The organism is Leucobacter chromiisoli (genome assembly GCF_016522505.1).
Classification (GTDB): domain Bacteria; phylum Actinomycetota; class Actinomycetes; order Actinomycetales; family Microbacteriaceae; genus Leucobacter; species Leucobacter chromiisoli.
This window is the reverse complement of the sequence record NZ_JAEHOH010000021.1, coordinates 70,809-95,591: the sequence shown is the minus strand read 5'-3', so window position 1 is coordinate 95,591 and position 24,783 is coordinate 70,809. Positions and strand designations below refer to the sequence as shown.

19 protein-coding genes are annotated in these 24,783 nt (G+C 71.4%); 6 read left to right on the top strand and 13 right to left on the bottom strand.

Going from position 1 to position 24,783, the window contains the following annotated elements; genetic code table 11:
- Positions 1-479: 479 nt before the first annotated feature.
- From JD276_RS13985 to JD276_RS13975, 3 genes are all read left to right on the top strand, one after another.
- A complete protein-coding gene (locus tag JD276_RS13985; RefSeq protein WP_200116278.1) occupies positions 480-2,246 on the top strand; it encodes an acetyl/propionyl/methylcrotonyl-CoA carboxylase subunit alpha in 1,767 nt (588 codons plus the stop codon).
- Between the two features lie 80 nt (positions 2,247-2,326).
- The gene (locus JD276_RS13980; RefSeq protein ID WP_200116277.1) at positions 2,327-3,376 is read left to right on the top strand and encodes a YihY/virulence factor BrkB family protein; all 1,050 of its coding nucleotides are present in this window, start codon (positions 2,327-2,329) and stop codon (positions 3,374-3,376) included.
- A 16-nt stretch (positions 3,377-3,392) separates the two neighbouring features.
- The gene (locus JD276_RS13975) at positions 3,393-4,376 is read left to right on the top strand and encodes an LLM class flavin-dependent oxidoreductase (protein ID WP_200116276.1); all 984 of its coding nucleotides are present in this window, start codon (positions 3,393-3,395) and stop codon (positions 4,374-4,376) included.
- A 1-nt stretch (position 4,377) separates the two neighbouring features.
- Here the strand turns inward: JD276_RS13975 and JD276_RS13970 are convergent, their stop codons facing one another.
- The 3 genes from JD276_RS13970 to JD276_RS13960 are packed head-to-tail and all read right to left on the bottom strand — an operon-like array spanning position 4,378 to position 6,655.
- On the bottom strand, positions 4,378-4,761 hold the full coding sequence (locus JD276_RS13970; protein ID WP_200116275.1) for a cupredoxin domain-containing protein: 384 nt from the start codon (positions 4,759-4,761) through the stop codon (positions 4,378-4,380).
- Entirely contained in the window at positions 4,758-6,197 is a 1,440-nt protein-coding gene (locus tag JD276_RS13965; RefSeq protein ID WP_200116274.1) for an NAD(P)H-quinone dehydrogenase, read from the bottom strand. The genes JD276_RS13970 and JD276_RS13965 overlap by 4 nt, the downstream gene beginning before the upstream one ends.
- Positions 6,198-6,202: 5 nt before the next feature.
- On the bottom strand, positions 6,203-6,655 hold the full coding sequence (locus JD276_RS13960; RefSeq protein ID WP_200116273.1) for an SIP domain-containing protein: 453 nt from the start codon (positions 6,653-6,655) through the stop codon (positions 6,203-6,205).
- Between the two features lie 443 nt (positions 6,656-7,098).
- On the opposite strand from JD276_RS13960, the gene JD276_RS13955 reads away from it, so the two are divergent.
- Positions 7,099-9,756 (top strand): aminotransferase class I/II-fold pyridoxal phosphate-dependent enzyme, encoded by a 2,658-nt coding sequence (locus JD276_RS13955; RefSeq protein ID WP_233615752.1) that lies wholly within the window; start codon positions 7,099-7,101, stop codon positions 9,754-9,756.
- 9 nt (positions 9,757-9,765) lie between these two features.
- Here JD276_RS13955 and JD276_RS13950 read toward each other — a convergent pair whose 3' ends face one another.
- Genes JD276_RS13950 through JD276_RS13925 form a run of 6 tightly spaced genes read right to left on the bottom strand, consistent with a single transcriptional unit; the run spans position 9,766 to position 16,748 of the window.
- Entirely contained in the window at positions 9,766-11,304 is a 1,539-nt protein-coding gene (locus JD276_RS13950) for an amidohydrolase (RefSeq protein WP_200116271.1), read from the bottom strand.
- Positions 11,301-12,401, bottom strand: coding sequence for an ABC transporter ATP-binding protein (locus tag JD276_RS13945; protein WP_200116270.1), 1,101 nt, complete (start codon positions 12,399-12,401; stop codon positions 11,301-11,303). The genes JD276_RS13950 and JD276_RS13945 overlap by 4 nt, the downstream gene beginning before the upstream one ends.
- Before the next feature lie 10 nt (positions 12,402-12,411).
- On the bottom strand, positions 12,412-13,200 hold the full coding sequence (locus JD276_RS13940) for an ABC transporter permease (protein WP_200116269.1): 789 nt from the start codon (positions 13,198-13,200) through the stop codon (positions 12,412-12,414).
- The gene (locus JD276_RS13935) at positions 13,197-14,096 is read right to left on the bottom strand and encodes an ABC transporter permease (RefSeq protein ID WP_233615739.1); all 900 of its coding nucleotides are present in this window, start codon (positions 14,094-14,096) and stop codon (positions 13,197-13,199) included. The genes JD276_RS13940 and JD276_RS13935 overlap by 4 nt, the downstream gene beginning before the upstream one ends.
- Complete coding sequence (locus JD276_RS13930) at positions 14,078-15,679, bottom strand: amidohydrolase (protein ID WP_200116268.1); 1,602 nt, start codon at positions 15,677-15,679, stop codon at positions 14,078-14,080. Before JD276_RS13930 ends, JD276_RS13935 begins: the two co-directional genes overlap by 19 nt.
- 4 nt (positions 15,680-15,683) lie before the next feature.
- Positions 15,684-16,748, bottom strand: a complete 1,065-nt coding sequence (locus JD276_RS13925; protein ID WP_200116267.1) for an ABC transporter substrate-binding protein — start codon at positions 16,746-16,748, stop codon at positions 15,684-15,686.
- Between the two features lie 138 nt (positions 16,749-16,886).
- Here JD276_RS13925 and JD276_RS13920 point away from each other — a divergent pair, with 138 nt between their 5' ends.
- Together JD276_RS13920 and JD276_RS13915 are read left to right on the top strand one after the other, a co-directional pair.
- Positions 16,887-17,471, top strand: a complete 585-nt coding sequence (locus JD276_RS13920; RefSeq protein WP_200116266.1) for a TetR/AcrR family transcriptional regulator — start codon at positions 16,887-16,889, stop codon at positions 17,469-17,471.
- Positions 17,468-18,274, top strand: coding sequence for a purine-nucleoside phosphorylase (locus tag JD276_RS13915; protein WP_200116265.1), 807 nt, complete (start codon positions 17,468-17,470; stop codon positions 18,272-18,274). Before JD276_RS13920 ends, JD276_RS13915 begins: the two co-directional genes overlap by 4 nt.
- Before the next feature lie 9 nt (positions 18,275-18,283).
- Here JD276_RS13915 and JD276_RS13910 read toward each other — a convergent pair whose 3' ends face one another.
- The 4 genes from JD276_RS13910 to JD276_RS13895 form a co-directional block, all read right to left on the bottom strand.
- On the bottom strand, positions 18,284-19,162 hold the full coding sequence (locus JD276_RS13910) for a class C sortase (RefSeq protein WP_307866587.1): 879 nt from the start codon (positions 19,160-19,162) through the stop codon (positions 18,284-18,286).
- A gap of 143 nt (positions 19,163-19,305) precedes the next feature.
- The gene (locus JD276_RS13905) at positions 19,306-20,928 is read right to left on the bottom strand and encodes a SpaH/EbpB family LPXTG-anchored major pilin (protein WP_200116264.1); all 1,623 of its coding nucleotides are present in this window, start codon (positions 20,926-20,928) and stop codon (positions 19,306-19,308) included.
- A 49-nt stretch (positions 20,929-20,977) separates the two neighbouring features.
- On the bottom strand, positions 20,978-21,469 hold the full coding sequence (locus tag JD276_RS13900; protein WP_200116263.1) for a prealbumin-like fold domain-containing protein: 492 nt from the start codon (positions 21,467-21,469) through the stop codon (positions 20,978-20,980).
- A 267-nt stretch (positions 21,470-21,736) separates the two neighbouring features.
- Entirely contained in the window at positions 21,737-24,697 is a 2,961-nt protein-coding gene (locus JD276_RS13895) for a DUF7927 domain-containing protein (protein ID WP_200116262.1), read from the bottom strand.
- Positions 24,698-24,783 lie beyond the last annotated feature (86 nt).

Genomic DNA, 24,783 nt, shown 5'->3' with positions numbered 1-24,783 from the left:
GTGCACACTATTGAGTTCTCAAGGACCAGACACCCCCCGTACACACCCTGACCGGGCTTCCGAGAGACACTGCCACTTCCCCGACCACCACGTGACCGGAGAGCGCATACGAACCGGCGGGACCACTTCCTGGCCCCGCTGCGTTGCGCTGACAAGGGAATACATTACGCACCCCGACCCGTACCCCGCAACACGACCCCACATCCCGGGCGTGTCGCACACCCCCACATGCATCCCCCACACGCACCCCGCTCCCCCACACGCACCCCCGCCCCCAAGGTGGCGGCCCGTTCAGCGGTCACGGAAACGCAGCAACGCGGCGCACACCGCACCTCCCCGACCACCGAAAACACGCGAACACCGCAGACACGCGACCACCACCGAAAGCGCGCGAACCGTGGGGATCGCAATGCGATTTCCAGGAATGTTTGTGCCCTGCATCCAAGGCCGGGGACGTCTCCTCCAATAGGCTGTTCTCCATGTCGCGCATTCGTAAAGTGCTCATCGCCAATCGCGGTGAGATCGCCGTCCGCATCATCCGCGCCGCGAAAGACAGCGGTATAGCCTCGGTCGCGGTGTACGCGGACCAGGATCGGGACGCGATGCACGCCCAGCTCGCCGACGAGGCCTACGCGCTGAACGGGAGCACCAGCGCCGAGACCTATCTGGTGATCGAGAAGCTCCTCGGCGTCGCCCGGCGCTCCGGCGCCGACGCGGTGCACCCCGGCTACGGCTTCCTCGCGGAGAACGCGGACTTCGCCCGCGCGGTGATCGCCGCCGGGATGACGTGGATCGGCCCGGGCCCCGAGGCCATCGAGCGCCTCGGCGACAAGGTCTCCGCCCGTCACGTCGCCGAGAAGGTGGACGCGCCCCTCGCCGCGGGTACGAGCGACCCCGTCGAAGACGCCTCCGAGGTGCTCGCCTTCGCCGATGAGCACGGGCTCCCGGTCGCGATCAAGGCGGCGTTCGGCGGCGGCGGCCGCGGCCTCAAGGTCGCCTACGAGCGCGAAGAGGTCGCCGAGCTGTTCGAATCGGCCACCCGCGAGGCCGTGGCGGCCTTCGGCCGCGGCGAGTGCTTCGTCGAGAAGTACCTGGAGAAGCCGCGCCACGTCGAGACGCAGTGCCTCGCCGATCAGCACGGCAACGTGGTGGTCGTGTCGACGCGCGACTGCTCGCTGCAGCGCCGCCACCAGAAACTCGTCGAGGAGGCGCCCGCCCCGTTCCTCACCGACGAGCAGAACGCCGAGCTCTACCGGGCGTCGAAGGCGATCCTGAAAGAGGTCGGCTACGTCGGCGCCGGCACCTGCGAGTTCCTCGTCGCCCGCGACGGCACCGTCTCCTTCCTCGAGGTCAACACACGACTCCAGGTCGAGCACCCCGTCTCCGAGGAGGTCACCGGTCTCGATCTCGTGCGGGAGCAGTTCCACATCGCCGAGGGCGGCAGGATCGACTACGACGATCCCGTCTCGCACGGGCACTCCTTCGAGTTCCGCCTCAACGGCGAGGATCCGGGCAACGGCTTCCTGCCCGCTCCCGGCCCCGTCTCCCTCTTCAAGCCCGCGTCCGGCCCCGGAGTGCGGGTCGACACCGGCGTCGCCACGGGCGACGTGGTCTCGGGCGCGTTCGACTCGATGCTGGGCAAGCTGATCGTCACGGGCTCCACCCGCGAGGAGGCGCTCGAGCGTGCCCGCCGCGCGCTCGACGAGTTCGAGGTGCAGGGCCTGCCGACCGTGCTCCCGTTCCACCGGAAGATCGTGCGGGATCCGGCATTCACCGCCCCCGACGGCCGCTTCGGGGTCTACACGCTCTGGATCGAGAACGAGTTCGTGAACGACATCGAGCCGTGGGAGGGCGAGCTCGCCCAGATCGCCCAGGATCCGAAGCGCCAGACCGTGGTCGTCGAGGTCGCCGGTCGCCGGGTCGAGGTGACGATGCCCGCGACGCTGCTGCCGCTCGTGGATCAGGAGGTCACCCGCGGGCCAGCCCCGAGGCGCGCCAAGGGCTCGGTGGTGGCCGGCGCGACCGGCGACTCCGTCGCGGCTCCGATGCAGGCGACCGTGGTGAAGGTCGCGGTGGAGGACGGCCAGCAGGTCGCCACGGGCGACCTCGTCGTGGTGCTCGAGGCGATGAAGATGGAGCAGTCGATCTACGCCCACCGCGACGGCGTCGTCAGCTCCGTGGACGCGCCCGTCGGACAGACGGTGCCGAACGGCCACGTGCTGCTCTCGATCGTCGACCCGGAATAGACGATACGAGCGCGGCATGCGGGATCGGCGTTCCGACGCCGGTCCCGCATGCCGCGCCGCCCGGCGGATAGGCTGGGCGCATGGGGAGCGACAAGGGGACATCGACGACGAAGCCCGGCCTCATGGGGGTCGTGCAGCGGCTGATCGCGAGGGCGCTGCAGCTGCGGCTGGTGAGGAGCTACCTCCTCTACAGCGAGCACAAGGGGGCGATGCTCGCCGACAGCATCACCTACCGCGCCCTGTTCAGCGTGTTCGCGGCGGTGCTGCTCGGGTTCTCTCTCGCGGCGCTCTGGCTGAGCGGCAACCCCGACGCGCTGCGCAGCCTCACGGAGGCGCTCGACGCGGTGATCCCGGGTCTGTCCGATTTCGTCTCGCCCGAGGCGATCCAGGTGCGGACCGGCTTCACGATCGTGGGGGCGGTCTCCCTGGTGGGCCTCGTCGGAGCCGCCATCAGCGCGATCGCGAGTCTCCGCATCGCCCTGCGCGTGCTCGCCGACGAGCTCACCGACGACACCTTCTTCCTGTGGGTGCTGCTGCGCAACCTCCTGGTCGGGATCGCCTTCGGGGGCCTGCTCGTCGTCGCGGCGGCGGCGAGCTTCCTCGGCTCCGCGGGCATCGGAATCGTCACCGGGTGGCTCGGCGTCGGTGAGGACAGCGACGTCGCCTCCGTGCTCACGCGCGGCTTCGGCATCGTCGTCGTCTTCGCCATCGACACCGTCGCGATCGCGCTCGTGTTCCGCCTGCTCTCGGGGGTCTCCGCACCGGCCCGGGCGCTCTGGAGCGGCGCCGTGATCGGAGGCGTCGGCCTCACCGTGCTCCAGGAGCTCTCGGGGCTGTTCGTGCGGGGGGCCACGTCCAACCCCCTCCTCGCCTCCTTCGCGTCGCTCATCGCTCTGCTGCTGTGGTTCAACCTCTCGGCCCAGGTGATCCTGCTGGCGAGCAGCTACATCGTGACCGCGACGGCCGAGACGAGCGACCGGATCCGGTCGAAGTACGGCGCGGCGACGCTCGCCCAGCGCCGGCGGCAGCGCGCGGAGGACGCGGTGCGCGCGGCGACGCTCGAGCTCCACGCCGCGCAGGAGGCCGAGCAGCACGAGATGGAGCAGGCTCGGAATACGTCCGGCGGTTGAGGCGTTGACACTCACTATGACGCTTCCTCCTCTCTCGATCCTCGACCTCGCGACCATCGAGGAGAGCGGCGATATCGCAGCCGCGTTCCGGCACTCGGTGGACGTCGCCCGCGCTGCGGAGGCCGGCGGGTACCGACGGGTCTGGTATGCCGAGCACCACAACATGCCGTCGATCGCCTCGAGCGCGACGGCGGTGCTCATCGCGCACATCGCCGCGCATACGGAGAGGATCCGGCTCGGCGCGGGCGGCATCATGCTGCCGAATCACTCGCCCCTCGTCATCGCCGAGCAGTTCGGCACGCTCGCGGAGCTGCACCCGGGCCGCATCGATCTCGGCCTGGGGCGGGCGCCGGGCAGCGACGGGGCGACGTTCCGCGCGCTCCGTCGCACCCACTCCGCAGCCGAGAGCTTCCCGAACGACGTGCTCGAGCTGCAGCGCTACCTGGGCGACAAGATTCCGCGCACGCAGGTGAACGCGTACCCGGGCCGGGGCACGAAGGTGCCCCTCACGATCCTGGGGTCGAGCCTCTTCGGAGCGAGCCTCGCCGCGCAGCTGGGACTCCCCTACGCATTCGCATCGCACTTCGCGCCGCAGGCGCTCACGGCGGCGGTCTCCCACTACCGGGCCCACTACGTGCCGAGCGAGGCGCACCCCGAGCCCTACGTGATCGCGGGCGTCAACGTGGTGGCGGCGGCGACCGACGCCGAGGCCGAGCACCTCTTCACCCGCACGGAGCTGAACCGCGTGCGGACCTTCCTCTCGAGGGGCCGCGAGCGGGAGCTCACCGCCGACGAGGCCGCTCCGCTCATGGACAGCCCCGCCGGGCTCGAGATCCGCGGCATGCTGAAGTACACCGCCATCGGCGGCCGCGATCGGGTGCGCGAGGAGCTCGCGGCCTTCGCGGCGCACGCCGACGCGGACGAGCTCATCACGGTGCACGCCGCTCCGACCCGTGCGGAGCAGCTCGCATCGGTCGAGATCGCCGCGCCCCTGGCGTAGCTCAGGAGACGCGCACGACGCCCGTCATCTCGGGATGGATGGAGCAGTCGTAGGCGTACTCGCCGCTCTCGTCGAAGACGTGGACGTATTCGCCCTCCGTGAGCAGCTCGCTCACGAAGCCGCCGTCCTCCGCGACGACGTCGTGCTCGGTCGGCCCCTCGAACACCCACCGCACCGCTGCTCCCGCCGCGATCTCGACCTCGGCCGGCTCGTAGGCGTTATCGATGACGCGCACGGTGACCGCGGGCTCGACCCCCTCGTCGGAGGGGACGACCTCCGGTTTGCCCGCGGAGCACCCCGAGAGCGCCGTCAGCGCTCCGAGGCCGAGCGCGCCGGCGAGCCCGCCGAGCACCGCGCGGCGGCTCGCGTCCGCCCCGGCGCTCATCGGGTGTGCATCGCGCGCGCGGCGTCGGTGATCGCCCCCGTGAGCGAGGGGTAGACGGCGAACGCCGAGGCCACCTGGTCGACGGTGAGGCGATGCTCGACCGCGAGGGCGAGCGGGAAGATCAGCTCGCTCGCCCGGTGCGCGACGATCACGCCGCCGACGACCGTGCCGGAGGCCTTCCACGCGAAGAGCTTCACGAAGCCGTCGGTGAAGCCCATCATCTTGGCCCGCGGGTTGGAGTTGAGCGGGATCGTGTGCGCGATCGCCTTCGCGATGTCCTTGTTGTCGGCGAGGCTGTGCTCGTTCCAGCCGACCGTCGCGATCTCGGGGTAGGTGAAGACGTTCGCGGCCACGTTGCGCAGGTCGATCGGCCGCACGAAGTCGCCGAGCGCGTGCATGATCGCGGTGCGGCCCTGCATGGAGGCGACCGAGGCGAGCGGGAAGAAGTCGGTGCAGTCGCCCGCGGCGTAGATCGACGGCATCGTCGTTCGCGCGACCTTGTTCACGCGGATGTGCCCGCTCTCGGTGAGGTCGACCCCCGCCTCGGCGAGCCCGAGCCCCTCGGTGTTCGGCGTCGAGCCGACGGCCATGAGGCAGTGCGAGCCCTCCACGGTGCGACCGTCGGAGAGGGTCACGAGGACGCCGTGCTCCGTCCGCTCGACCGAGTCGGCGCGCGACTTCGACATGACGTTCATGCCGATGCGCTTGAACTCGCGCTCGATGACCGCGGCGGCGTCGGGGTCCTCGCCCGGGAGCACCTGCTCGCGGCTCGAGACGAGGGTGACCTTGGCGCCGAGGGTGCGATAGGCGTTCGCGAACTCCGCGCCGGTGACGCCTGAGCCGACCACGATGAGGTGCTCGGGCACGGCCGTCAGATCGTACAGCTGCTTCCAGGTGAAGATGCGCTCGCCGTCGGGCTTGGCGCTGTCGAGCTCGCGGGGGCTGGCCCCGGTCGCGACGACGACGGTGTCGGCCTCGATCCGGTCGAAATCGGTGCCGCCCTCGCCGGCCGCGGTCGAGACGAGCACCGCGTTCGGCCCGTCGAGGCGGCCCTCGCCCTGGACCACCCGCACCCCGGTCCCCTCCAGGGAGGTCAGCATGTCGAACGACTGGGCCCCGGCCATCGTCAGCAGGCGCTTGTTGATGGCGGCGAGATTGACGGCGATCTCGGGGCGGACGGGCTTGCCGTCGCCGCCCGGGAGGAAGGCCTGCACGCCCAGCATGTTCGAGTCGCGGACCGCCTGGGCAGCCCCCGCCGTCGCGATGAGGCTCTTCGACGGGACCACGTCGGTGAGCACGGCGGAACCGCCGACCCCCGCCCGCTCGATCAGGGTGACCTCCGCCCCGAGCTGGGCGCCCGCCAGAGCCGCCTCGTATCCTCCCGGCCCGCCACCGATGACGGCGATCCGGTGCTTGCGTTCGTAGGCCTTCGACATGCCCCTCAGTCTACTGGCGAAGGCACCTCTGCGGGGCTCGGCCAGCGGGCGTCGAGTTCGCGCTGCAGGCGCGACCAGTAGTCGCGCATCTCGTCGCTGTCGTTCGCTCCGATCCAGATGTGGAAGCAGCGGTCGACGCCTCCGGCGACCCGCAGCCACTCCTCGGCCCACGCGTCGACGGCGGCGGCGAGCGCCCGCCCGCGCGGTGCAGGCCGCCCGGAGGTTCCGCCGAACAGCCAGGTCGCCCCGACGTGGGGCGGCAGGGGGAGCGACTCGACGTCCGCCTCCCGCGAGACCTCGATGAACACCCGGCCGTGGACGGAGGGGGGCAGGCGCCGCAGCCAGTCGCGGATCTCCGGGAGGTCCTCCACGCAGCCGGCGGCGAGGACGCACTCGTCGATCCCGTCGGGATCGACGACGGTGACGGTGGAGGGATCCGGAGTGGGGCCGAAGGTCATGACTCCATATTAGGTTAGCCTTCCCTGCGTCGGACGAACTCTCAGCTTCTCACCAGCCTGCGCTCCTCCGGCGCCGGCGCCTGACCGTCCCCACGACCCCGCTCTCCGCACCAGCGGACGGCGGGCGGCGGGATCCCGACACATGCCGTTCAGGGCATGCCCCGCGAGTAGAGTGGGGGCACCGTTCCCCGCGCGGGCGCGAGCTGCGGGGAGGCGGACGAAGCGCGAGCCGCGGAGACGGGGCGCCGCGCGGCGGGCATGCAGGCTGGGCAATGAAGCTGGAAGGATCGTCGATGACGAAGACCGACTCCCCTCGTCTCTCCCCGCACGAGGCTCTCGCCCCGAGGCCCGATGGCGGCGCCGCACACGCGACGCGACCGCGATCATCCGGCCGCGTCAGCGCGCTCGGCTCCCCGGGAGTCGCCCTCGAACGCGATCCCGGCATGCCGGCCAGCACCTGGAGGCTGCGCAGCGACGCGTGGGAGTACCTCCGCTTCGCGGTGAAGCGGCTCGCGCTCGGCAGCGACGGCGACGAGGTGCTCGCCGCCGACAGCGAGATCCTGCGATCGCTCCGCGCGCTCGAGACCATCGAGATGTACTGGGCCGGCTTCGGTCAGCGCTACGTCAAGGCCATCGTCGAGCTGCTGCAGGCCGGCGACTACACCACGGCGCTCGACCGCATCGGCCGGGTGGTGCACCGGCTGCGCGGCACGACGGTGCCCGAGGATCCGCGCGACGACCACCTCGACGAGACCGAGCGGGCCGAGCTGCAGGACGACGTCGATCCCCGCCCCCGCTTCGAGGTTCTCGTCGTCGACGAGACCACGCCGGGCGACCGCGACACGATGCACGCCGAAGCGCAGCGCCTGCGCGGCCCCGCCGACGCCTTCATCTACGACTTCGTGGTCGTGCCGTCCGCCGACGACGCGATCGCCGCGGTGCTCACGAACCCGAACATCCTGGCGTGCGTCGTGCGCCCCGGCTTCAGCGAGCGCACCAGGCAGGCGCTGAGCCGCGAGCTGCAGGACACCGTCCGGCTCGCCCACGCGCAGGCCGGCGCGCACCCCGCGTCCTCGCGCAGCGGTCTCGCGTCCGTGCAGCGGGTGCTCCGCCTCGCCGACACGCTCGCGGCGCTCCGCCCCGAGCTCGACCTCTACCTCATGGCGGGCGCGCACATCGAGGATCTCGCCGGCGTGCTCACCCGCAGGTTCCGACGCGTGTTCCGCCGCGAGGATCAGCTCGAGCTGCACCTCTCGCTGCTGCGCCGGGTCTCCCACCTCTACGACACCCCCTTCTTCACGGCGATCCAGGATCACGCGCGCCGGCCGGTCGGCGTCTTCCACGCGCTCCCCGTCGGCCGGGGCGGATCCGTCGTGGGATCCAAGTGGATCAAGGATCTCGCCGAGTTCTACGGCATGAACCTGCTGCTCGCCGAGACCAGCGCCACCTCCGGGGGCCTCGACTCGCTGCTCGCCCCCGTGCACACGCTCAAGAAGGCGCAGGCGCTGGCGGCGCGGGCCTTCGGCGCGCAGCGCACCTTCTTCGTCACCAACGGCACATCGACCGCGAACAAGGTCGTGCACCAGGCGCTCGTGTCCCCCGGCGACGTCGTGCTCGTGGATCGCAACTGCCACAAGTCGCACCACCACGCGCTCATGCTCACGGGCGCCCGAACCGCCTACCTCGAGGCCTACCCCCTCAACGACGTCGCCTTCTACGGGGCGGTGCCGCTGAGCCGGATCAAGCAGTTGCTGCTCGACTACCGCGCCGCCGGCCGGCTCGACGAGGTGCGTATGGTCACGCTCACCAACTGCACCTTCGACGGCATCGTCTACGACCCCGAGCGGGTGATGGCGGAGTGCCTGGCGATCAAGCCCGACCTCGTGTTCCTGTGGGACGAGGCGTGGTTCGCCTTCGCCGCCTTCCACCCGGTGACGCGGCGGCGCACGGCGATGGCGGCGGCGAAGCACCTGGAGGAGCGGCTGCGCACCTCGGCGCACGCCTCCGCCTACCAGGCGCAGCGCGAGCGGCTCTTCGACCCCGAGACGGGAGATCCGAGGCACGACGAGGCCTGGCTCGAAGAGGAGCTGCTGCCCCCGCCCGACGCCAAGATCCGGGTCTACGCGACGCAGTCGACCCACAAGACCCTCACGGCCCTGCGACAGGGCTCGATGATCCACGTCTACGACCGCGAGTGGGTGCGGGAGGCCGAGGAGCCGTTCCACGAGGCCTACATGACGCACACGTCGACCTCGCCGAACTACCAGATCCTCGCCTCGCTCGACCTCGGGCGGCGGCAGGTCGAGCTGGAGGGCTTCGAGCTCGTGCAGCGGCAGCTCGACCTCGCCACGAGCCTCGCGCAGGCGATCGCCCGGCATCCGCTGCTGCGGCGCACCTTCCGGGTGCTCACCGCGCACGACCTCATCCCCGCGGCGCACCGGGAGACGACCCGCCCCATGCCGCTGCGCGACGGGCTGGCCACGATGTGGGAGGCCTGGGCCCGGGACGAGTTCGTCGTCGACCCCAGTCGCGTCACCATCGAGATCAGCCGCACGGGCGTCGACGGCGACACCTTCAAGCACGAGCACCTGATGGACCGCTACGGGATCCAGGTCAACAAGACGAGCCGGAACACGGTGCTGTTCATGACGAACATCGGCACGTCGCGCAGCGGCATCGCCTACCTCATCGAGGTGCTCGTCAAGCTCGCCGAGCGCTTCGAGGACGAGCAGCTCGCCCGCGACGGCGCGCAGCCCGAGCGCGCCGAGGCGCCGATGCCGCCGCTGCCCGACTTCAGCGCCTTCGCGAGCGGCTACGATGCGGACGACGGCCTTCCGGACGGCGATCTGCGCTCGGCGTTCTTCGACGGCCAGCGACGCGGCCGCGTCGAGCACGTGCTGCCGGCCGAGCTGCGCGAGCGGGTCGATCGCGGCGAGCGACCGGTCTCGGCGGGCTTCGTCACGCCCTACCCTCCCGGGTTCCCGGTGCTCGTGCCCGGCCAGGTGGTCACGGCCGAGGTGCTCGATTTCATGAGCGTGCTCGACACGCGGGAGATCCACGGCTACGACGCCGGCCGGGGGTATCGGATCCTCAGGAGCTGACGCCCCGGCTCACGCGGGATCGCCGCCCACGACCGTCCCGAGCACCTCGATTCCGGCGAGGCGCTCGGGCGGCGCGCTGAGCGGGTTCTCGGACAGGATCGCGAAGTCGGCGTGCGCTCCCCGGCGGAGCACGCCCTTCACCCCGCCCTCGCCCTGCCCGCGCGCCGACCAGTCGGTGAAGGCGCGCAGCGCCTCCTCCGCCGACAGCCGGTGGGGAGACGGCCCGCCGAGGTCGTCGACGCGGTTCACCATGGAGGCGATGTTGGCGAGCGGCGAGGCCCCCTCGGGCACCGTCCCGGTCGTGTCGGTGGCGCCGATGATCCGGATCCCCGCGTCGACGAGCCGGCGAAGCGGCTGGAAGTCGCGCTCGACGACATCCGAGCTCACGAAGTGCGGGGTGGTCACCACGCCGACGCCCGAGGCCGCGAGCTCCCCGATCCGCTCGACGGGGACGTAGTCGCCCGAGTGCTCGATGCGGTGCGGCGCCGGGAGGCGGGCGAGGTCGGCGCCGTCCTGCCTCCTCACGGCCGCGATCGCGGCCAGGATGCCGGTCTCGGTGACGGCGTGCATGAAGAGCTGCACGCCCGCGACGGTGGCCCGCCCGACCACGTCGTCGAGTTCCTCCTGCGTCCACTTCAGATCGTCGAAGGATCGCCCCAGACCGTCGCCGCCCTCGCCGTCCACGAAGATCTTGACGCCGCCGAACCTCAGCATGTCGTCGCCGAAGCCCGAGGCGATGCCGAGCGAGAGCACCTCCTCCATGCTCCCGAAGCGCGGGACATGGGGGTGGAACCGCACGCGGAAGGGAAGCGTCCCCGCCTCGGCGAGCTCCTGCAGCGCCCGCACGTCCGAGGCGGACGTCGAGATCGTACTGAGGCTCGTGATCCCGTGCGCGCCGAAGAGGCGCCGGGCGTGCCGCTCGAGGGCCGACCTCGACTCCTCGACGGTGGCGGTGGGCAGGAGGTCCCAGATCTCGGTGAAGACGCCGCTCGGGCTCCCGTCCGCCCGGCGGTGCACCGTCATGCCCGAGGCGTGGCTCGCCTCGTCGTCGAGGCCGAGCAGCCTCATCGCCGCGGTGTTCAGCGAGGCGACGTGCAGCCCGGCGAGCACCGCGACCGGCTCGCCCGGGCTCGCCCGGTCGAGCTCCTCCCGCTCGAGAAGCCGCCCCTCGGCCACGCGCCGGTCGAGCGCGAAGGAGCTCCGCACCACGATCCAGCCGCGACCCTGCTCGGCGCGGCGCCGCGCGACGGCGTCGAGGATCTCCGTGAGGGAGGCGACGGGGGGCGCGTGCAGCTGCAGGTGCTGCTCCTGCGTGATGCAGCTGAGCTCGAGGTGGGCGTGCCCGTCCACGAACCCCGGGATCAGCGCGGCGCCGCCCAGGTCGATCTCCTCAACATCACCGGCGGATCCGGCCGGTCCGGCGGGTCCGCCGAGCAGGCGCTCGCGCTCGCCGACCGCGAGGATCCGGCCGTGCTCGACGAGGACGGCGTCCCCCGACTCGGCCGTGAGCGTGACGATCTCCCCTCCGGAGAAGAGCCGCCGCGTCACGACGCGTCCCCCGTCACCAGCACGGCGTTCCGGGGTCGCCACCGGAGCTCGACCTCGTCGCCATAGCCCACGCCCGCGGCCTCGTCGATGCGCTCCTCGAGCACCGCCCGGGTCCCGTCCTCGAGGCTCACGCCGATGCGGCGGTGCGACCCGAGGTAGGCGAGCTCGGCGACGCGGCCGCCGACCGCGTTCTCCTCGGTCGAGGAGGGCTCGCCGCGGGGGACGATGCGCAGGTGCTCGGGCCGCACCACCATCGTCGCCTCGTGCCCCGGGCCGATCGGCTCGACGCTGAAGCCGTGCAGGCGTCGCCCCTGCCACACCAGCACGCCCTCGCCCTCGAGCGTTCCGGTGAAACTCGTCGACTCGCCGAGGAACTCGGCCGCGAAGCGCGAGCGCGGGCGCTCGTAGATGTCCTGCGGCGGTCCCACCTGCACGACGCCGCCGTCGTGGAACAGGGCGATGCGGTCCGAGAGGGCGAGCGCCTCCCCCTGATCGTGCGTCACGAACAGGAAGGTGGTGCCGAGATCGCGGTGCAGTCGCGCGATCTCGACCTGCATCTGATCCCTGAGCTGCTTGTCGAGCGCTCCGAGCGGCTCGTCCATCAGCAGGATCGGCGGCCGGTAGACGAGCGCGCGCGCCAGCGCCACACGCTGCTGCTGCCCGCCCGAGAGCTCCTTCGGGCGACGCGTCCCGTATTCCCCGAGCCGCACCATCTCGAGGGCCTCCGCCACCTTCGACCGGACGGTCGCCCGGTCGAAGCCGCGCTTGTGCAAGCCGAATGCGACGTTCTCCGAGACAGTCATGTGCGGGAAGAGCGCGTAGTTCTGGAAGACCATCCCGAGGTCTCGCCGGTTCGGGGCCAGCCGGGTCACGTCGCGGCCGTCGATGATCACGGCGCCCGAGGTGGGCGCGACGAACCCCGCGATCGCGTTCAGCGTGGTCGTCTTGCCGGATCCCGAGGGACCGAGGAACGTCACGAACTCCCCGGGCTCGATGGAGAGGCTGACGTCCGCGATCCCCACGGCTCCGGAGGGGAACGTCTTGGAGACGCGCACCAGCTCGACGCCGCCGGCGCCCTTCTTCGTACTGTCGGTCATTGCGGGCCTTTCACCTCGACTGCGAACGGGTGAGCGCGGGCACCAGCACGACGGCGCTGGTGACCGCGAGGATGAGGGTGGAGACCACGGCGATCGTCGGGTCCACCTCGTTCGTGACGCTCACGAACATCTCGACGGGCAGGGTCCGGATCTTCGGGGACTGCAGGAACATCGCCGCGACCACCTCGTCGAACGAGGTGACGAAGGCGAAGAGCGCTCCCGCCCCCACTCCCGGCGCGATGATCGGCAGGGTGACTCGCGCGAAGATGCGCAGCGGCCCCGCGCCGAGACTCGCGGCCGCCCGATCCAGCGTGCGATCGTAGCCGGCGAGGCTCGCGTTGACCGTCACCACCACGAAGGGGATCGCGAGCACCGCGTGGGCGAGGATGAACCCGAGCGGGTTGCCGCTGAGCTTCCACTTGAGGAACACGGAGTAGATCGCCACCGCCGACACGATGCCCGGGATGATGAGCGGAGCGAGGAGGAGCCCCTGGACGACGCCGGAGACCCTCGCCGGCAGCCGCTGGATGCCGAGCGCGGCGAGCGTGCCGAGGACGCAGCACACGAGTGCCACGACCAGGCCGATCCAGAGCGAGTTGCCGAGCGCGCGAAGCCACGCCTCGTCCGTGAAGAAGGAGCCGTACCATCTCGTCGAGAACCCGTCCGGCGGGAACTTGAAGCTCCGCTTCTCGGTCAGGGAGAGCGGCACGACGACCGCGAGCGGCGCGAACAGCACGATCCCGACGAGCACGGCCCAGAGCCGCAGCGCGATGCCCGGGCGCGTCTCGGCGGCGCTCATCGGGAACCTCCCGTCAGCGCGCCGGACGACCGTCTGACCGCTCCGGAGAAGCTGATCAGCAGCACGAGGGTCACCACGAGCAGCACGGTCGATATCGCCCCGGCTCCCGCGAAGTCGAGCAGCTTGCCCACCCGCGTCTCGATGAGCTGGCCGATGAGCGACTCCTGCGGCGAGCCGATGAGCCGCGGGGTCACCCAGAAGCCGAGGCTCATGATAAACAGCAGCACCGAACCGGCGAACACGCCGGGCAGGGAGAGCGGGAGGTAGATCCTCGTGAATGCCCGCAGCCGGGAGGCGCCGAGCGAGCGAGCCGCGTCGAGGAGGCGCCGGTCGATGCCGCTCATCGTGCTGTAGAGCGGCAGCACCATGAACGGGAGCAGCACCTGCACCATGGCGATCGTCACGCCGAGCTGCGTGCCCAGCAGCTTCACGTCGCCGAGGCCGACCGCGCGGAGCGCGGCGACGATCACGCCCTCGGGATGGAAGAGCGCGATCCACGCGAAGGTACGCGCCATGAGGCTCGACCAGAAGGGCAGCAGCACCAGGAACATGAGGACGGTGCGCACGCGCCGCCCGACGAGCGTCATGAGGTAGGCGTAGGGGTAGCCGAGGATCAGCGTCACGGCGGTGACCTGGGCGGCGACCGCGAAGGTCCGGCCGAGGATCTTGAGGCTCGTCGCGTCGCTCAGCACCTCGACGTACTGGCCGAACCCCGGGGTCGGCTCGAGGAAGCTCCTGGCGATGAGCGAGACGAGCGGGTAGGCGAAGAACACGAGCACCAGCGCCACGGCCGGCGCGATGAGCAGCCACGCGCCGAGACGCTGCTGCCGCGCCGGCGCGTTCAGCACCGTCATGATGCCCGTCGTGGTCCCCGGGTTCACCGTTCCCTGCGCCATGTGCGCCTCCCCTCCACGAACGTCTGCTCCGCCTCGACCGCGCGCATGCGCTCCGCGTCCAGCGCCCGCGGGTCCTGCTCGTAGACGGCGAAATCCGCCGAGCAGCCCGGCGCCAGCCTCCCCATCTCCCCTTCGAGCCCCGCGACGGCCGCCGCGTAGCGCGTGTACCCGCGCACGCCCTCGAGAGCCGGCACGCGCTCCTGCGGAGCGACCGGCACCCCTCGCGCGTTGCGACGGTCCATCATGTGGGCGATGCCGAACCACGGGTTCGGAGCCTCCGCGATCGCCCCGCCGGTGTCCGAGTTGCCCGGCGGCCGGAATCCCGCCTCCGAGAGCGTGCGGTAGGCGTAGAGGCCGCTGCCGTCGTCGGTCGCCATGAAGTTCGCGGTCGGCACGGGGACGACGTCGAGCGCCGCCATCCGATCGACGAGTCGCGGGGTCAGCTGCAGGTTCGCCGCGTGCTCGAGGCGGGTCGGGAGGGCCGGCGGCCCCACGCGCTCGCGCGCCTGCTCGACCGCTTCGAGCACGAGATCCTGGGCGAGGTCGCCGATCGCGTGCACCCACACCTGCACGTCGTTCTCAGCGGCCCAGGCGAGCTCGTCCCGCAGTTGGGCGAGGGTGCGCGTGACCGCTCCCCAGCCCCGGGGGCTCCGCTCGAAGGTGGTCGTGTCGAAGGCCTGCTCGTTGTCGCCGTCCACGAATATCTTGATCCCTCCGGCCGAGAGCAGGGGCAGGCCCGGCCCTCCCGGGAACCGCCCGGCCCACTCCCGCCACTCGGAGACCGCGCCGAGCAGCGGATTGAGGCCGGGGGCGACGACCGGCGTGAGGGTGATCCTGACGGGCAGGGCCCTCCTCCCGGCGAGGGCGGCGTACGCGTCGACCCCCGCCGCGGTCGCGGGGATCTCGTACACGGTCGTCACGCCGTGCCTCGCGAACGACTCCCGCAGTTCGCGCTCGAGGAACGATTCGAGGCGCTCCGGCCCCGGGCCGGGCACGGGGAACAGGTGGAAGCCCTCCTCGACGAGCCCGGTCGGGCGACGCCGCTCGTCGACGTGCACGACGACCCCCGGCGCCGTGGTCGGCGCGCGGTCGAGGAACCCCGCCCTCCGCAGCGCCTCCGTGTTCGCCTGCAGCCGGTGCATGCTCTCCCGCACCAGGAGGGGGACGGTCGCCGAGACGCGGTCGAGCGCCTCTCGATCGGGAAGCGCCTGCAGGAAGGTGCCCTGCGCCACGACCCACCGCTCGGAATCGGCGACCCGATCGACCTCCGCGCGGAGGCGCTCGCAGATCCGCTCGGGGGAGTCCCCGCGGACGTCGACCCAGTCGTAGCGGGCCATCGCGGAGAACTCGACGTGCGTGTGGGCGTCGATGAATCCGGGCAGCACGACCCCGCCGCCCAGGTCGATCTCCTCCGCCCCAGGGCCGCACTCCTCGCGGAGCCGGCCGGCCTCGCCGAGCGATTCCACGCGGCCGTTCAGGACCCGCATCGCCTCGACGGGCGTCTCGCCGTCGCCCTCGCCGAATATCCGTCCGCCCACGAAGAGGAGTTCCGCCCCGCGCGGCGCCGTTCCCGTTGCGCTCACGGGATCACCCGGCCGTCCAGCTCGTCCAGCGGCTCAGAACCTCCTCGGCGTTCTCGCCCCACCACTCGGGATCGATCGACCACGACTGGTCGCGGTGATCCTCGGCCCCGGAGTCCCACTCGGCGGCTTCGGGGTTGAGCTCCGGCGTCGCCCGCAGGTTCGCCGCGCCGTAGGCGATGCTCTCGGCGAACGCGGCCTGCGGCTCGGGCGACACCGAGAAGTCGATGAACTGCTGCGCCAGGTCCGTGTTGGCGCTGCCCTTGACGATGGCGAGGGAGGCCCAGTGGTAGGCGTTGCGATCCCACATCGGCGCGTAGGGCGCTCCGTTCTCCACGGCCTCGAACCCGCGCCCCGACCAGGCGAGCACCATGTCGGCGCGCTTCGACTCCATCATCTCCACCTGCTCGGCGCCCGAGCTCCAGAACACGGTCTCGGCCTTGATCTCGTCGAGCTTCGCGAACGCCCGGTCGTAGTCGATCGGGTAGAGCTCGGAGCTGTCGACGCCGTCGGCCATGAGCGCCAGCTCGAGGTTGCCCTCCGCGGGATCCCCGGACATGGCCCGGGTGCCGGGGTACTTCTCGAGATCGAAGAAGTCCTCGAGGCTCGTGGGCGGGGTGTCGCCGTAGGTCTCGGTGTTGTAGGCCACGACGTAGGAGTAGGTGTCCACCGGGATGCCGCAGTCGCTGATCGTCCCCTCGGCGAAGTCGTCCCGCTCGATGCCCGAGAAGTCGAGCTCCTCGAAGAGGGTCCCGCAGTAGGCGAACGACTCCGCGGAACCGGCGAGGTAGACGTCCCACTCGGGGTCCCCCGTCTCCACCATGACCTTCAGCTTCGAGAGATCCGTGGGCGAGTCGACGGTGATGTCGGCGCCGGTCTCCTCGGAGAACGGGTCGACGAACGCCACCTCCTGCGCCTCCTGGAAGGCGCTGCCGAAGGTCACGAACGTCAGGGAGCCGTCTCCGCCACTGCCGCCCTCCTCGGAGCCGCCCCCGCCGCACGCCGAGAGCAGGAGCGCCCCTCCGGCCACGAGCGCCCCGGTCCGAAGGATGCGCGTTGTCTTCGACCTCATTGTCTTCGACCTTTCTCGATGAGAACTAAAAACAGCGTTTTAAAACACCGTTTTTATACCATACGCTATTGGAAACGGATCCGGTCAATACCCTTTCCGGCATCGTGATGGAAACTCGATCAGACGAACGGGAGTGGGATGCCTCGACCAGTCGACGAAACGGGCAGGCGCCGGGAGATCGCCAAGGCGACGCTCAGGATCGCGGAGAGATGCGGGGCGAACGCCGTGACGATCCGGGCGGTGGCGGAGGAGCTCGGGCGGTCGACGGCATTCGTCACGAACTACGTTCCGAGCCGGGCCCAGCTGATGTTCAACGCGCTCGACCACGCCCGGCACCTGTGGGTCGAGGCTCGCAGTCAGGCGATCGAGGGCAGGGCCGGCCGCACGAGGCTCGTCGAACTCGCCCGGTGGATGTGCACCACCGACGAGCACGACACGGCGCTCCGCGGCCTCTGGATCGAGGTGCTCGCCGGCTCGGGCCCCGAGACCGCGGTCATCGCCGACATCACCGACCGCACCTTCACCGAGTTCGAGCGGGCCGCGCGCGAGGCCGACCTGGAGCACGCCGCGGAGATCGCCGACATCCTCTACCTCTACGCGCGCGGATTCCACGTGAAGAACGTCGAGGACCCGGTGGTCTGGAGCGACGATCGCGTCAACCGGGCGCTCGCCGTGCTCCTGGAGCGACTGCTCGGATCGGATGAGCCTAGGCTGGTCGCATGAGTGCCGCCGACCCCCGAGCCCGAGCGCGGGACGCCGCCCGCGCCATCGTCGAGCTGACGGGGGTCGAGCGGCACGACATCGCGCTCACTCTCGGCAGCGGATGGGGGCGCGCCGGGGAGCTCATCGGCGAGACGGTCGCACGCATCCCCGCCGAGCGGCTCCCCGGCTTCCGCGCCCCCGCCGTCGCGGGGCACCCCGGCACCCTGACCTCGATCCGGCTCCACGACGGCAGGCACGCCCTCGTGATCGGGGCACGCACGCACCTGTACGAGGGCCACGGCGTGCGCGCCGTCGTGCACGGGGTGCGGGCGGCCGCCGCGGCGGGAGCGCGCGTCATGGTGCTGACGAACGGGGCCGGCGGCCTCGATCCCGCGCTCGCCGCGGGGGAGGCCGTGCTGATCGAGGACCACATCAACCTGACGGCGGTCTCCCCGCTCGAGGGCGCGAACTTCGTCGACCTCACCGATCTCTACTCCGAGCGGCTGCGGAGCATCGCCCGCACGGCCGAGCCCGGTCTGCGGGAGGGCGTGTACGTGCAGCTGCCCGGCCCGCACTACGAGACCCCGGCCGAGGTCCGCTACCTGCAGCGCATCGGCGGGCAGATCGTGGGCATGTCCACCGCGCTCGAGGCCATCGCCGCGCGCGAGGCCGGCATGGAGGTGCTCGGCCTGTCCCTCGTCACGAACCCCGCCGCCGGCACCGGGGACGGGCCCCTGAGCCACGCCGAGGTGCTCGAGGCCGGCCGGTCCGCCGAGGCGCGCCTCGGTGAGATGCTCTCCCGGATCGTCCCGCGACTGGGCTGATCCCGACCCTCAAGCGGCCGGGACGACGTCCGTCCGGCCCCGCCGGCGCGGCCGGAAGAGGACGACGCCCGATGCGGCCGAGCCGCCGACGAGGGCGAGGGCCCACCAGGGGAAGCCCGCTGAGACCTCGTCCCCGCGCAGCTGCTCGCGCCCGGATTCGGGCGGCGGCACGCGCACGCCCCGGACGAGGAGCCGGTGGCTGTTGACGCCGATCGGCGTGCACGTGATGAGCGTGACGTAGTCCTCTCCGGCAACGATGCGCAGCGATCGGGTGTCCTCCGGCCGCACCGTGACGATGCTGTCGACCCGGTAGTAGTGCTTCTCGCCGAGGACCTCGACCGAGAAGAGCTGCCCGGTCTCCGAGCGGTGCAGGTCGGTGAAGAGCTTCGCGCTCGCGAGCCCCGAGTGCGCGGTCAGCACCGAGTGTGTCGAGGGTCCCCCAACCGGCAGTGACGAGCCGTAGAGATGACCGGCTCCCTTCGAGATGACCTCGTCGGACGTGCCATGGTAGACCGGGAGCGTGATCCCGACCTCGGGATAGCTGAGGCTCCCGATGACGCCGCTGTCGCTGACCCCCAGCAGCCGTTCGTAGGACGCGTAGGCCGCGGATTCCTCGGTCTCGGTGGCGGGGGCGGAGCTGTAGGGATCGCGCAGCGGACCCTGCGGCATCCGGGCGTTGTAGTCCTCGGCGAGCCGCAGCTCGCGCTGGCGCTCCGCCTCGGGAAGGTCGGCGACGCCCTGGGTGTAGCCCGCGATCTCGTTGTTGTGGTTGCGCGCCGAGAACCAGTTCGCGGCCGCCGGGTAGAGCAGGATGGCGAGGCCGGCCATCACCAGCAGCTGCACGAGGACGGCCTGTCCCCTGCTTCCTCCACCGCTCGCCTTCGCCACGCGCATCCCTCCCCCGCTCTTCGTGCTCCCGCCGCGTTCGATCGCGTCACCGCGGTCGGCCGCGTCCGTGCACCGGGCGGAGCGGTGCACGGTCGCCGGGCGGGTGCTCGCCTCGGCGTCCGTGCACCGCTCCGCTGCGATGCCTACGCGCCGGTCTTCCGTCGGCGCAGCGCGAGCGCGAGCCCGCCGCCCAGCACCAGGAGGCCGCCGATCGTGAACATCCAGGTGCCGGCCGCGCCGGTGAGCGGCAGCTCGAACCCGGCGTTGTGCGGCACGTTCTCGATGACCGTCTCGCCCGCTGCCGGGTTCTCCACGTCGCCCGAGATCACCTGCTGCGCCGCGTCGACCGTCACCCGCACCGGCTCGGCGAGCAGTTCGTACCTCTGCCCGTCGACCTCGGGGGCACGGGTCTCCACGACCCAGTAGTAGCGCCACTTCGGATCCTGGTCGTCGGCGAGCTGCGCGCCGTCGACGAAGTCGCTGTAGCGCAGGCCGGAGATCCGCACCGTGCCGTCGTCGCCGGTGGTGAAGGTCGTCGTCCCGTTCACGGAGATGGGGTTCGCGAGCCGGTCGGCATCCTCCTTCGACGCGAACACCTGGAACTCGGCGCCGGGGAGGGCGACGGTGCGGTTCCGCGCATCGACCTTGTGGATGAGGATGTCGCCCCAGCGGCTCTCGACCTCGGGGGTCTCGGTCGGCGGGTTGCCGGGGTCGCCCTCGATCGAGGGCCGGTTCGGGAAGACGACGGCGCGGTTCGTGATGACGCCGTCGCCGACGGTGCCGTCACCGAGTGACGTCACCGTCGTGGTGAGCACCACCTGCACCTGCGAGCCGGCGACACCGGCTGCGGCGCCGAGCTTGGCGAGGCCGGCTGCGGTGAAGGTGACCGAGAAGGTGTTGCCGTTCTCGGCCGAGGGGACGACGACGGTGTAGTCGGCGGGCACCAGCGCGCCGCCGCCCTCCGTCAGCGTGACCTCGGCGGAGACGTAGGCGAGGCGCTGGTCGAGCGTGTCGGAGACCCGGTAGCCGCTCGGCGCGAGGAAGGGCTGGTTGCCCGCGCCGATCGGCGCGGCGGAGTCGTAGGCCGGGTCGGCGGTCTTCGGGATGTCGCCGCGGATAGTCCACGCGATGTCGTCGCCGACCTTGACGGCGGCCGCGTCGTCCACGGTCTTCGTCGCGGTGCTCGTCGAGTTCTTCGGGTAGACGTGCACGTCCTGCATCCAGTCCGTGCGGGTCTCGGGGTTCGTCAGCGGAACGGTGACGAGGAACGGCGCGGACGGCGTCACACCCGCCGGAGCCGCGGTCTCGGTGACGAGGTAGAGGCCGATCGGAAGGCCGCTGAAGGTCGCGTCGCCCGCCGCGTCGGTGGTCTGCGTGCCGTTCGCGGGGTCGACGTCGCCGATGACGGCCGGCTGGCCGTCGCTGCCCTCGCCGGAGATCGTGCCGGTCGCCGCGTCGTAGGAGATGCCGGCCGCCGCGACCCAGCCGGCGTTCGTCGAGAGATCGACGTGCTTGATCCGCTGCACCGTGAAGGTGACCTCCCCGATGGGCGTGAGCCCCGCGGTGTCGCGGGGAAGCCCGTCGGCCGGCTGGCCCGGAGCTGCCGGCTGCTCGAACTTGTGGATGTGGAGGTTTCCGTGCTCGAACGACGGCGGGATGATCGGGGCGGCCTGCGCCGCCGCTCCGCCGCCCAGCGCGAGGAGCACGGCGGTCGCCGCCGCGCCGATACCGGCGAGCAGGCCTCGCCCCTTCTTCTGCAGACTCATGATGTCCTTTCTGACTGCGGGTTTCGGTGAATCGGTGAAATCGATGGGATCAGGAGGCCGGGGCCGCGCCGGTGTCCGCACTCGCGCGCCGGCGTCGCAGCCACCAGACGCCGACCAGGCCGGCGAGCAGGAGGAGCCCGCCCCCGGCGAGCAGCATCCGCGTGGGAGCCGCGCCCGAGAACGGCAGGGGCAGCAGCTTGGCGTCGTAGATCTGCATGAGCCACCCGGTGGGCATCACGCAGGAGGGCTGACCATCGGCCGGAAGCCGACCGGGATCCTCGCAGACCCCTCGGATCTCGGTGCCGCCGAGCCCCTGGCCCGGCGCGGAGCTCTCGCCGTCTCCGACGACGGGGAAGGAGAGCCTGCCCTGGTAGTCGTAGAGAGCCGGATCCCCCGGCCCCACCCCATCCGGTGTCGGGCTGTCGGGTGCGACCCAGAACCGCATCGGCTTCGCGAGCAGCTGGTGCCCCTCCGGGGCCCGGGTCTCCTGGAGCCAGTAGGTGCCGTGTCCGTCGACGCTGGCGTTGCGCCAGTCCTCCACCCCCGCATCGCCGCCGCGCAGGTCCTGTGCGCGCCAGGTCCCCGCGGGCTGCCCCCCGCTGTCGTCGACGAGCTCGTAGAACAGCCCGCACAGGGGTCGCGGGTAGGCGGGGTCGCGCTGCTCCGCGGGCAGCTGCGCCTGTGCGGCGTTCCACGCCGTGATGTCCGCGTGGGCCTGCGAGTCGGCGCCGATCTGCAGCGCGCCCGTTCCCGCACCGGGAGGGTCGAACGCCGGCGCGCCGTTGCTCGCGCGGCAGAGCCACCTCGACTAGACGCCGTTCTCGGCCTCCGGCCGCGTGTCTGCGAGCACGAAGTCGACGCCGGCCACGTTCCACTCGACCGAGGTTCCGGCTGCGTTCTGCTCAGTGCTGTTCTTCTGGATGTGGAAGTAGCTCTCGCCGAGCGTGTGCCAGGTCTTGCAGTCGTAGTATCCCGAGACGTCGCCCGCGGGAACGCCCGCACCGTCCTCGCTGTTCGCGGCGCAGCGGTTGGGCCAGACGGGGGCGTCCGACCCCTCGACCGTCGCCGCGGTCGCCTGGACGGTGTTCACCCAGGTTGCGTTCGGCACTGCGGCGACGTCTCCGCCGGAGCCGTCCTGGGCCGGCCGGGCGGCATCGCTCGTGTCGGCACGGTACCCGACCTCCACGACGTAGCCGACGACCGCCTTCCGTGCGTCCGCGGGCAGGTCGAAGGGCAGGGTCTTCAGGCTCCACCTGCCGTCGGCGTAGGACGGCTTCGGCACGTGCGAGGCCGGGAGCGTGAGCTCGGGGATGAGCTGATCCTGCTCGTCGTAGAAGCTGATGCCGTGCGGCACCGGGACGAGATTCGGGAAGCTCGTCGCCCAGGTCGTCGCGGCGAGCGTCTCGGTGAGGTCGTCCTCGATCGTGATGCCCCGGAAGTCCTCGCGGCTGAGGTTGCTCACGGTCACGCGGTAATAGACGTTGCCGCCCGTGTGGAGCATCGCGCCGTCGGGCGGCTGCGAGTCCTTCCGCACCGTCCACGCGCGGACCGGGTGATCGGTGCAGTCGACCTCCGCGGTCCCGGCAGAGAGCGGGACCACGGCCAGGCACTCCTCCGGCGGCTCCTCGCCCCGGGGCGTCAGGTAGTTGCGCAGTCGATAGCCCGCGAGGGGCGCGTCGGTCTCCTGCCGCTCGACGGCATCGACGCTGTTCTCCTTCACCGTCACGGTGAACTCGACCGTGCGGACGCGCCCTGCCGGCACGGTGCCGGTGATCTCCACGCGCTGCTGCGCGTCCGGCGCACCCGCCGTGACGCCCGGATCCAGCGGAGCGGTGGACGCGGCGGGTCCGCCACCGTCCCCGTAGCGGATGCTGCCCGCGTCGAGGTCCGCGTCGTCGAGCACATCCCGGAGGTGGTCGACGTGGTCGACGGGCGCGGGAGCCGTGCCGCGGCGGTTGTCGAACCTCAGCGTGTACCTGATCGTGCTCCCGGCGTCCACGGTCGTGAACGACGGGGGATCGGAGGTCTTCCGCACGTCGAGGGCCGGCCTCCTCGCCTCGTTCGTGATCGTGCACACGATGTCGACGTTCACGCCGCTCGGGATCTGCACGGCGCCCGAGCCGCCCGAGCCTTCGACCAGCAGTGTGCCCGCGCCCCCGGTCCCCATGTTGCGGCACTCGTGGCTCGTGACGTAGTTCTGCAGGTCGGCTCCCGCCGCTGCGGTCTCGCCGAAGTTGACGGTGTCGCCCGCGAGCACCGTCAGTGCGACGCGCTCGCCCTGCAGCCCGTCGTTGCCGCCGGTCGTCGTCAGGCTCGTGCGCGCGCTGCCGACGCCCGCGGTCAGGGTGAACTGATCGCTCGGCGCGAAGCGTCCCCGCACGTCCTTCTGCAACACCAGGCTGCTCGGCCTGATGCACGAGCCGAGATCGCGCTGGTTGCTGAGAGCGAAATCGTGGGAGGCTCCCGGGGCGAGTGTGGCCGGGTTCCGCAGTGTGTGCCGGCTGTCGGCCTGCCACATCGCGTTACCGCCCCGGACGAAGGCGATGCCGCCCGGCGGGGTCCCCGCTCCGGTGCTGGTGTAGACGAGCTCGTCCGACAGGGAGAAGCCGGTCAGCGGGACGTCGGGGTCCGCGGCTCGGAGCATCTGCGCGGGAATGATGCCCTGCCTGGCCCTCGTGTCGGAGGCGATGACGAAGAAGAGGTCGCCCCGTCCGTTGAAGGCGATGTCCCCGCTGTCCCTGCCCGGGTACGTGCCCGCCGGGGTGTCGGCCATCGCGACCTTCGACGCGGTGCCGCCCGACAGCCGGTACACGTGCACGCGGGCGGCCTGCGCGGTGCCGCTGCCGATGACCTCGTAGTAGCTGAAGGTGAACTCGCCGCTCGGCGAGACGGCGCCGCCCGAGATGTAGGTGTTCCACAGCTGGGTCGAGCCCCTCGGGGTGCTGGTGTTGCCGCCCGTCGCCCGGTACGAGCTGATCGGGACGTGCTGCGCCACCCGGGTGGGCACGGACGCGCCCGCCGACAGGTCGACCCGCCACACGTCGACCAGCTTCTGCCGGTTCCTCGAACTGTCGTTGTTCGCGGCGCCCTGGTAGATCTCGTACTGATTGGTGAAGTAGGCGTAACCGTTCGACCCCACACCGAGGCCGTTGACGCCGACCGATCCCGCCTGGTGGACGTTCCAGCCGTTCGGGGCCGTCGTGACCGGTACGAGGTCGAAGTTCAGCTGCTCCGGCGCGGCCGGCAGGATGCCCGTGCCGTTGCCCGTCACCTCGTGGCGGTTGACGATCGCGCGGCCGACGCTTCCCGCTCCCGCGCTCGAGCGGAGCGAGTAGTAGTGCTGCGCGTTCGCGTCGCAGAATCCGGGATCGACCTGGGGCCTGATCGGGGCCGCCTTCGGGGCGGCGAGCGGATCGTCCGCCGGAGGAGCGCCCTCCGCATGAGGTGCGTCTTCCGCCGGAGGCTCGGCCTCCGCTTCAGGCGGGGCTTCCGTTTCGAGCTCGGTCTCCGCCCGAGGCCCGGCCTCCGTCCGGGGCCCGCCTCCCGCCGACTCCTCGGCGAAGGAGGGTGCGGCATCGCCCAGGGGTATGACGACGCCGATGAGCACCGTGAGACCCAGAGCCAGAGCCGCGACGAGACCACGGCCTCGGCCGACACGGGTGCCTCCCGTCACGGTCCGGTGTCCCCGATCCTGCATATGCGCCCTGCTCCCCTGGTCGTCGGTCTCCGGGCAGGGACGAGCGCCGACGACGCTCTCGATCTTGAGCATCCGACGTCGTGCACGGCTCCTGCAACACCCCATGATGCCGACTCGGCACGACGGGAGACGAACCGGAACCGGGTTTCCTACCCTGT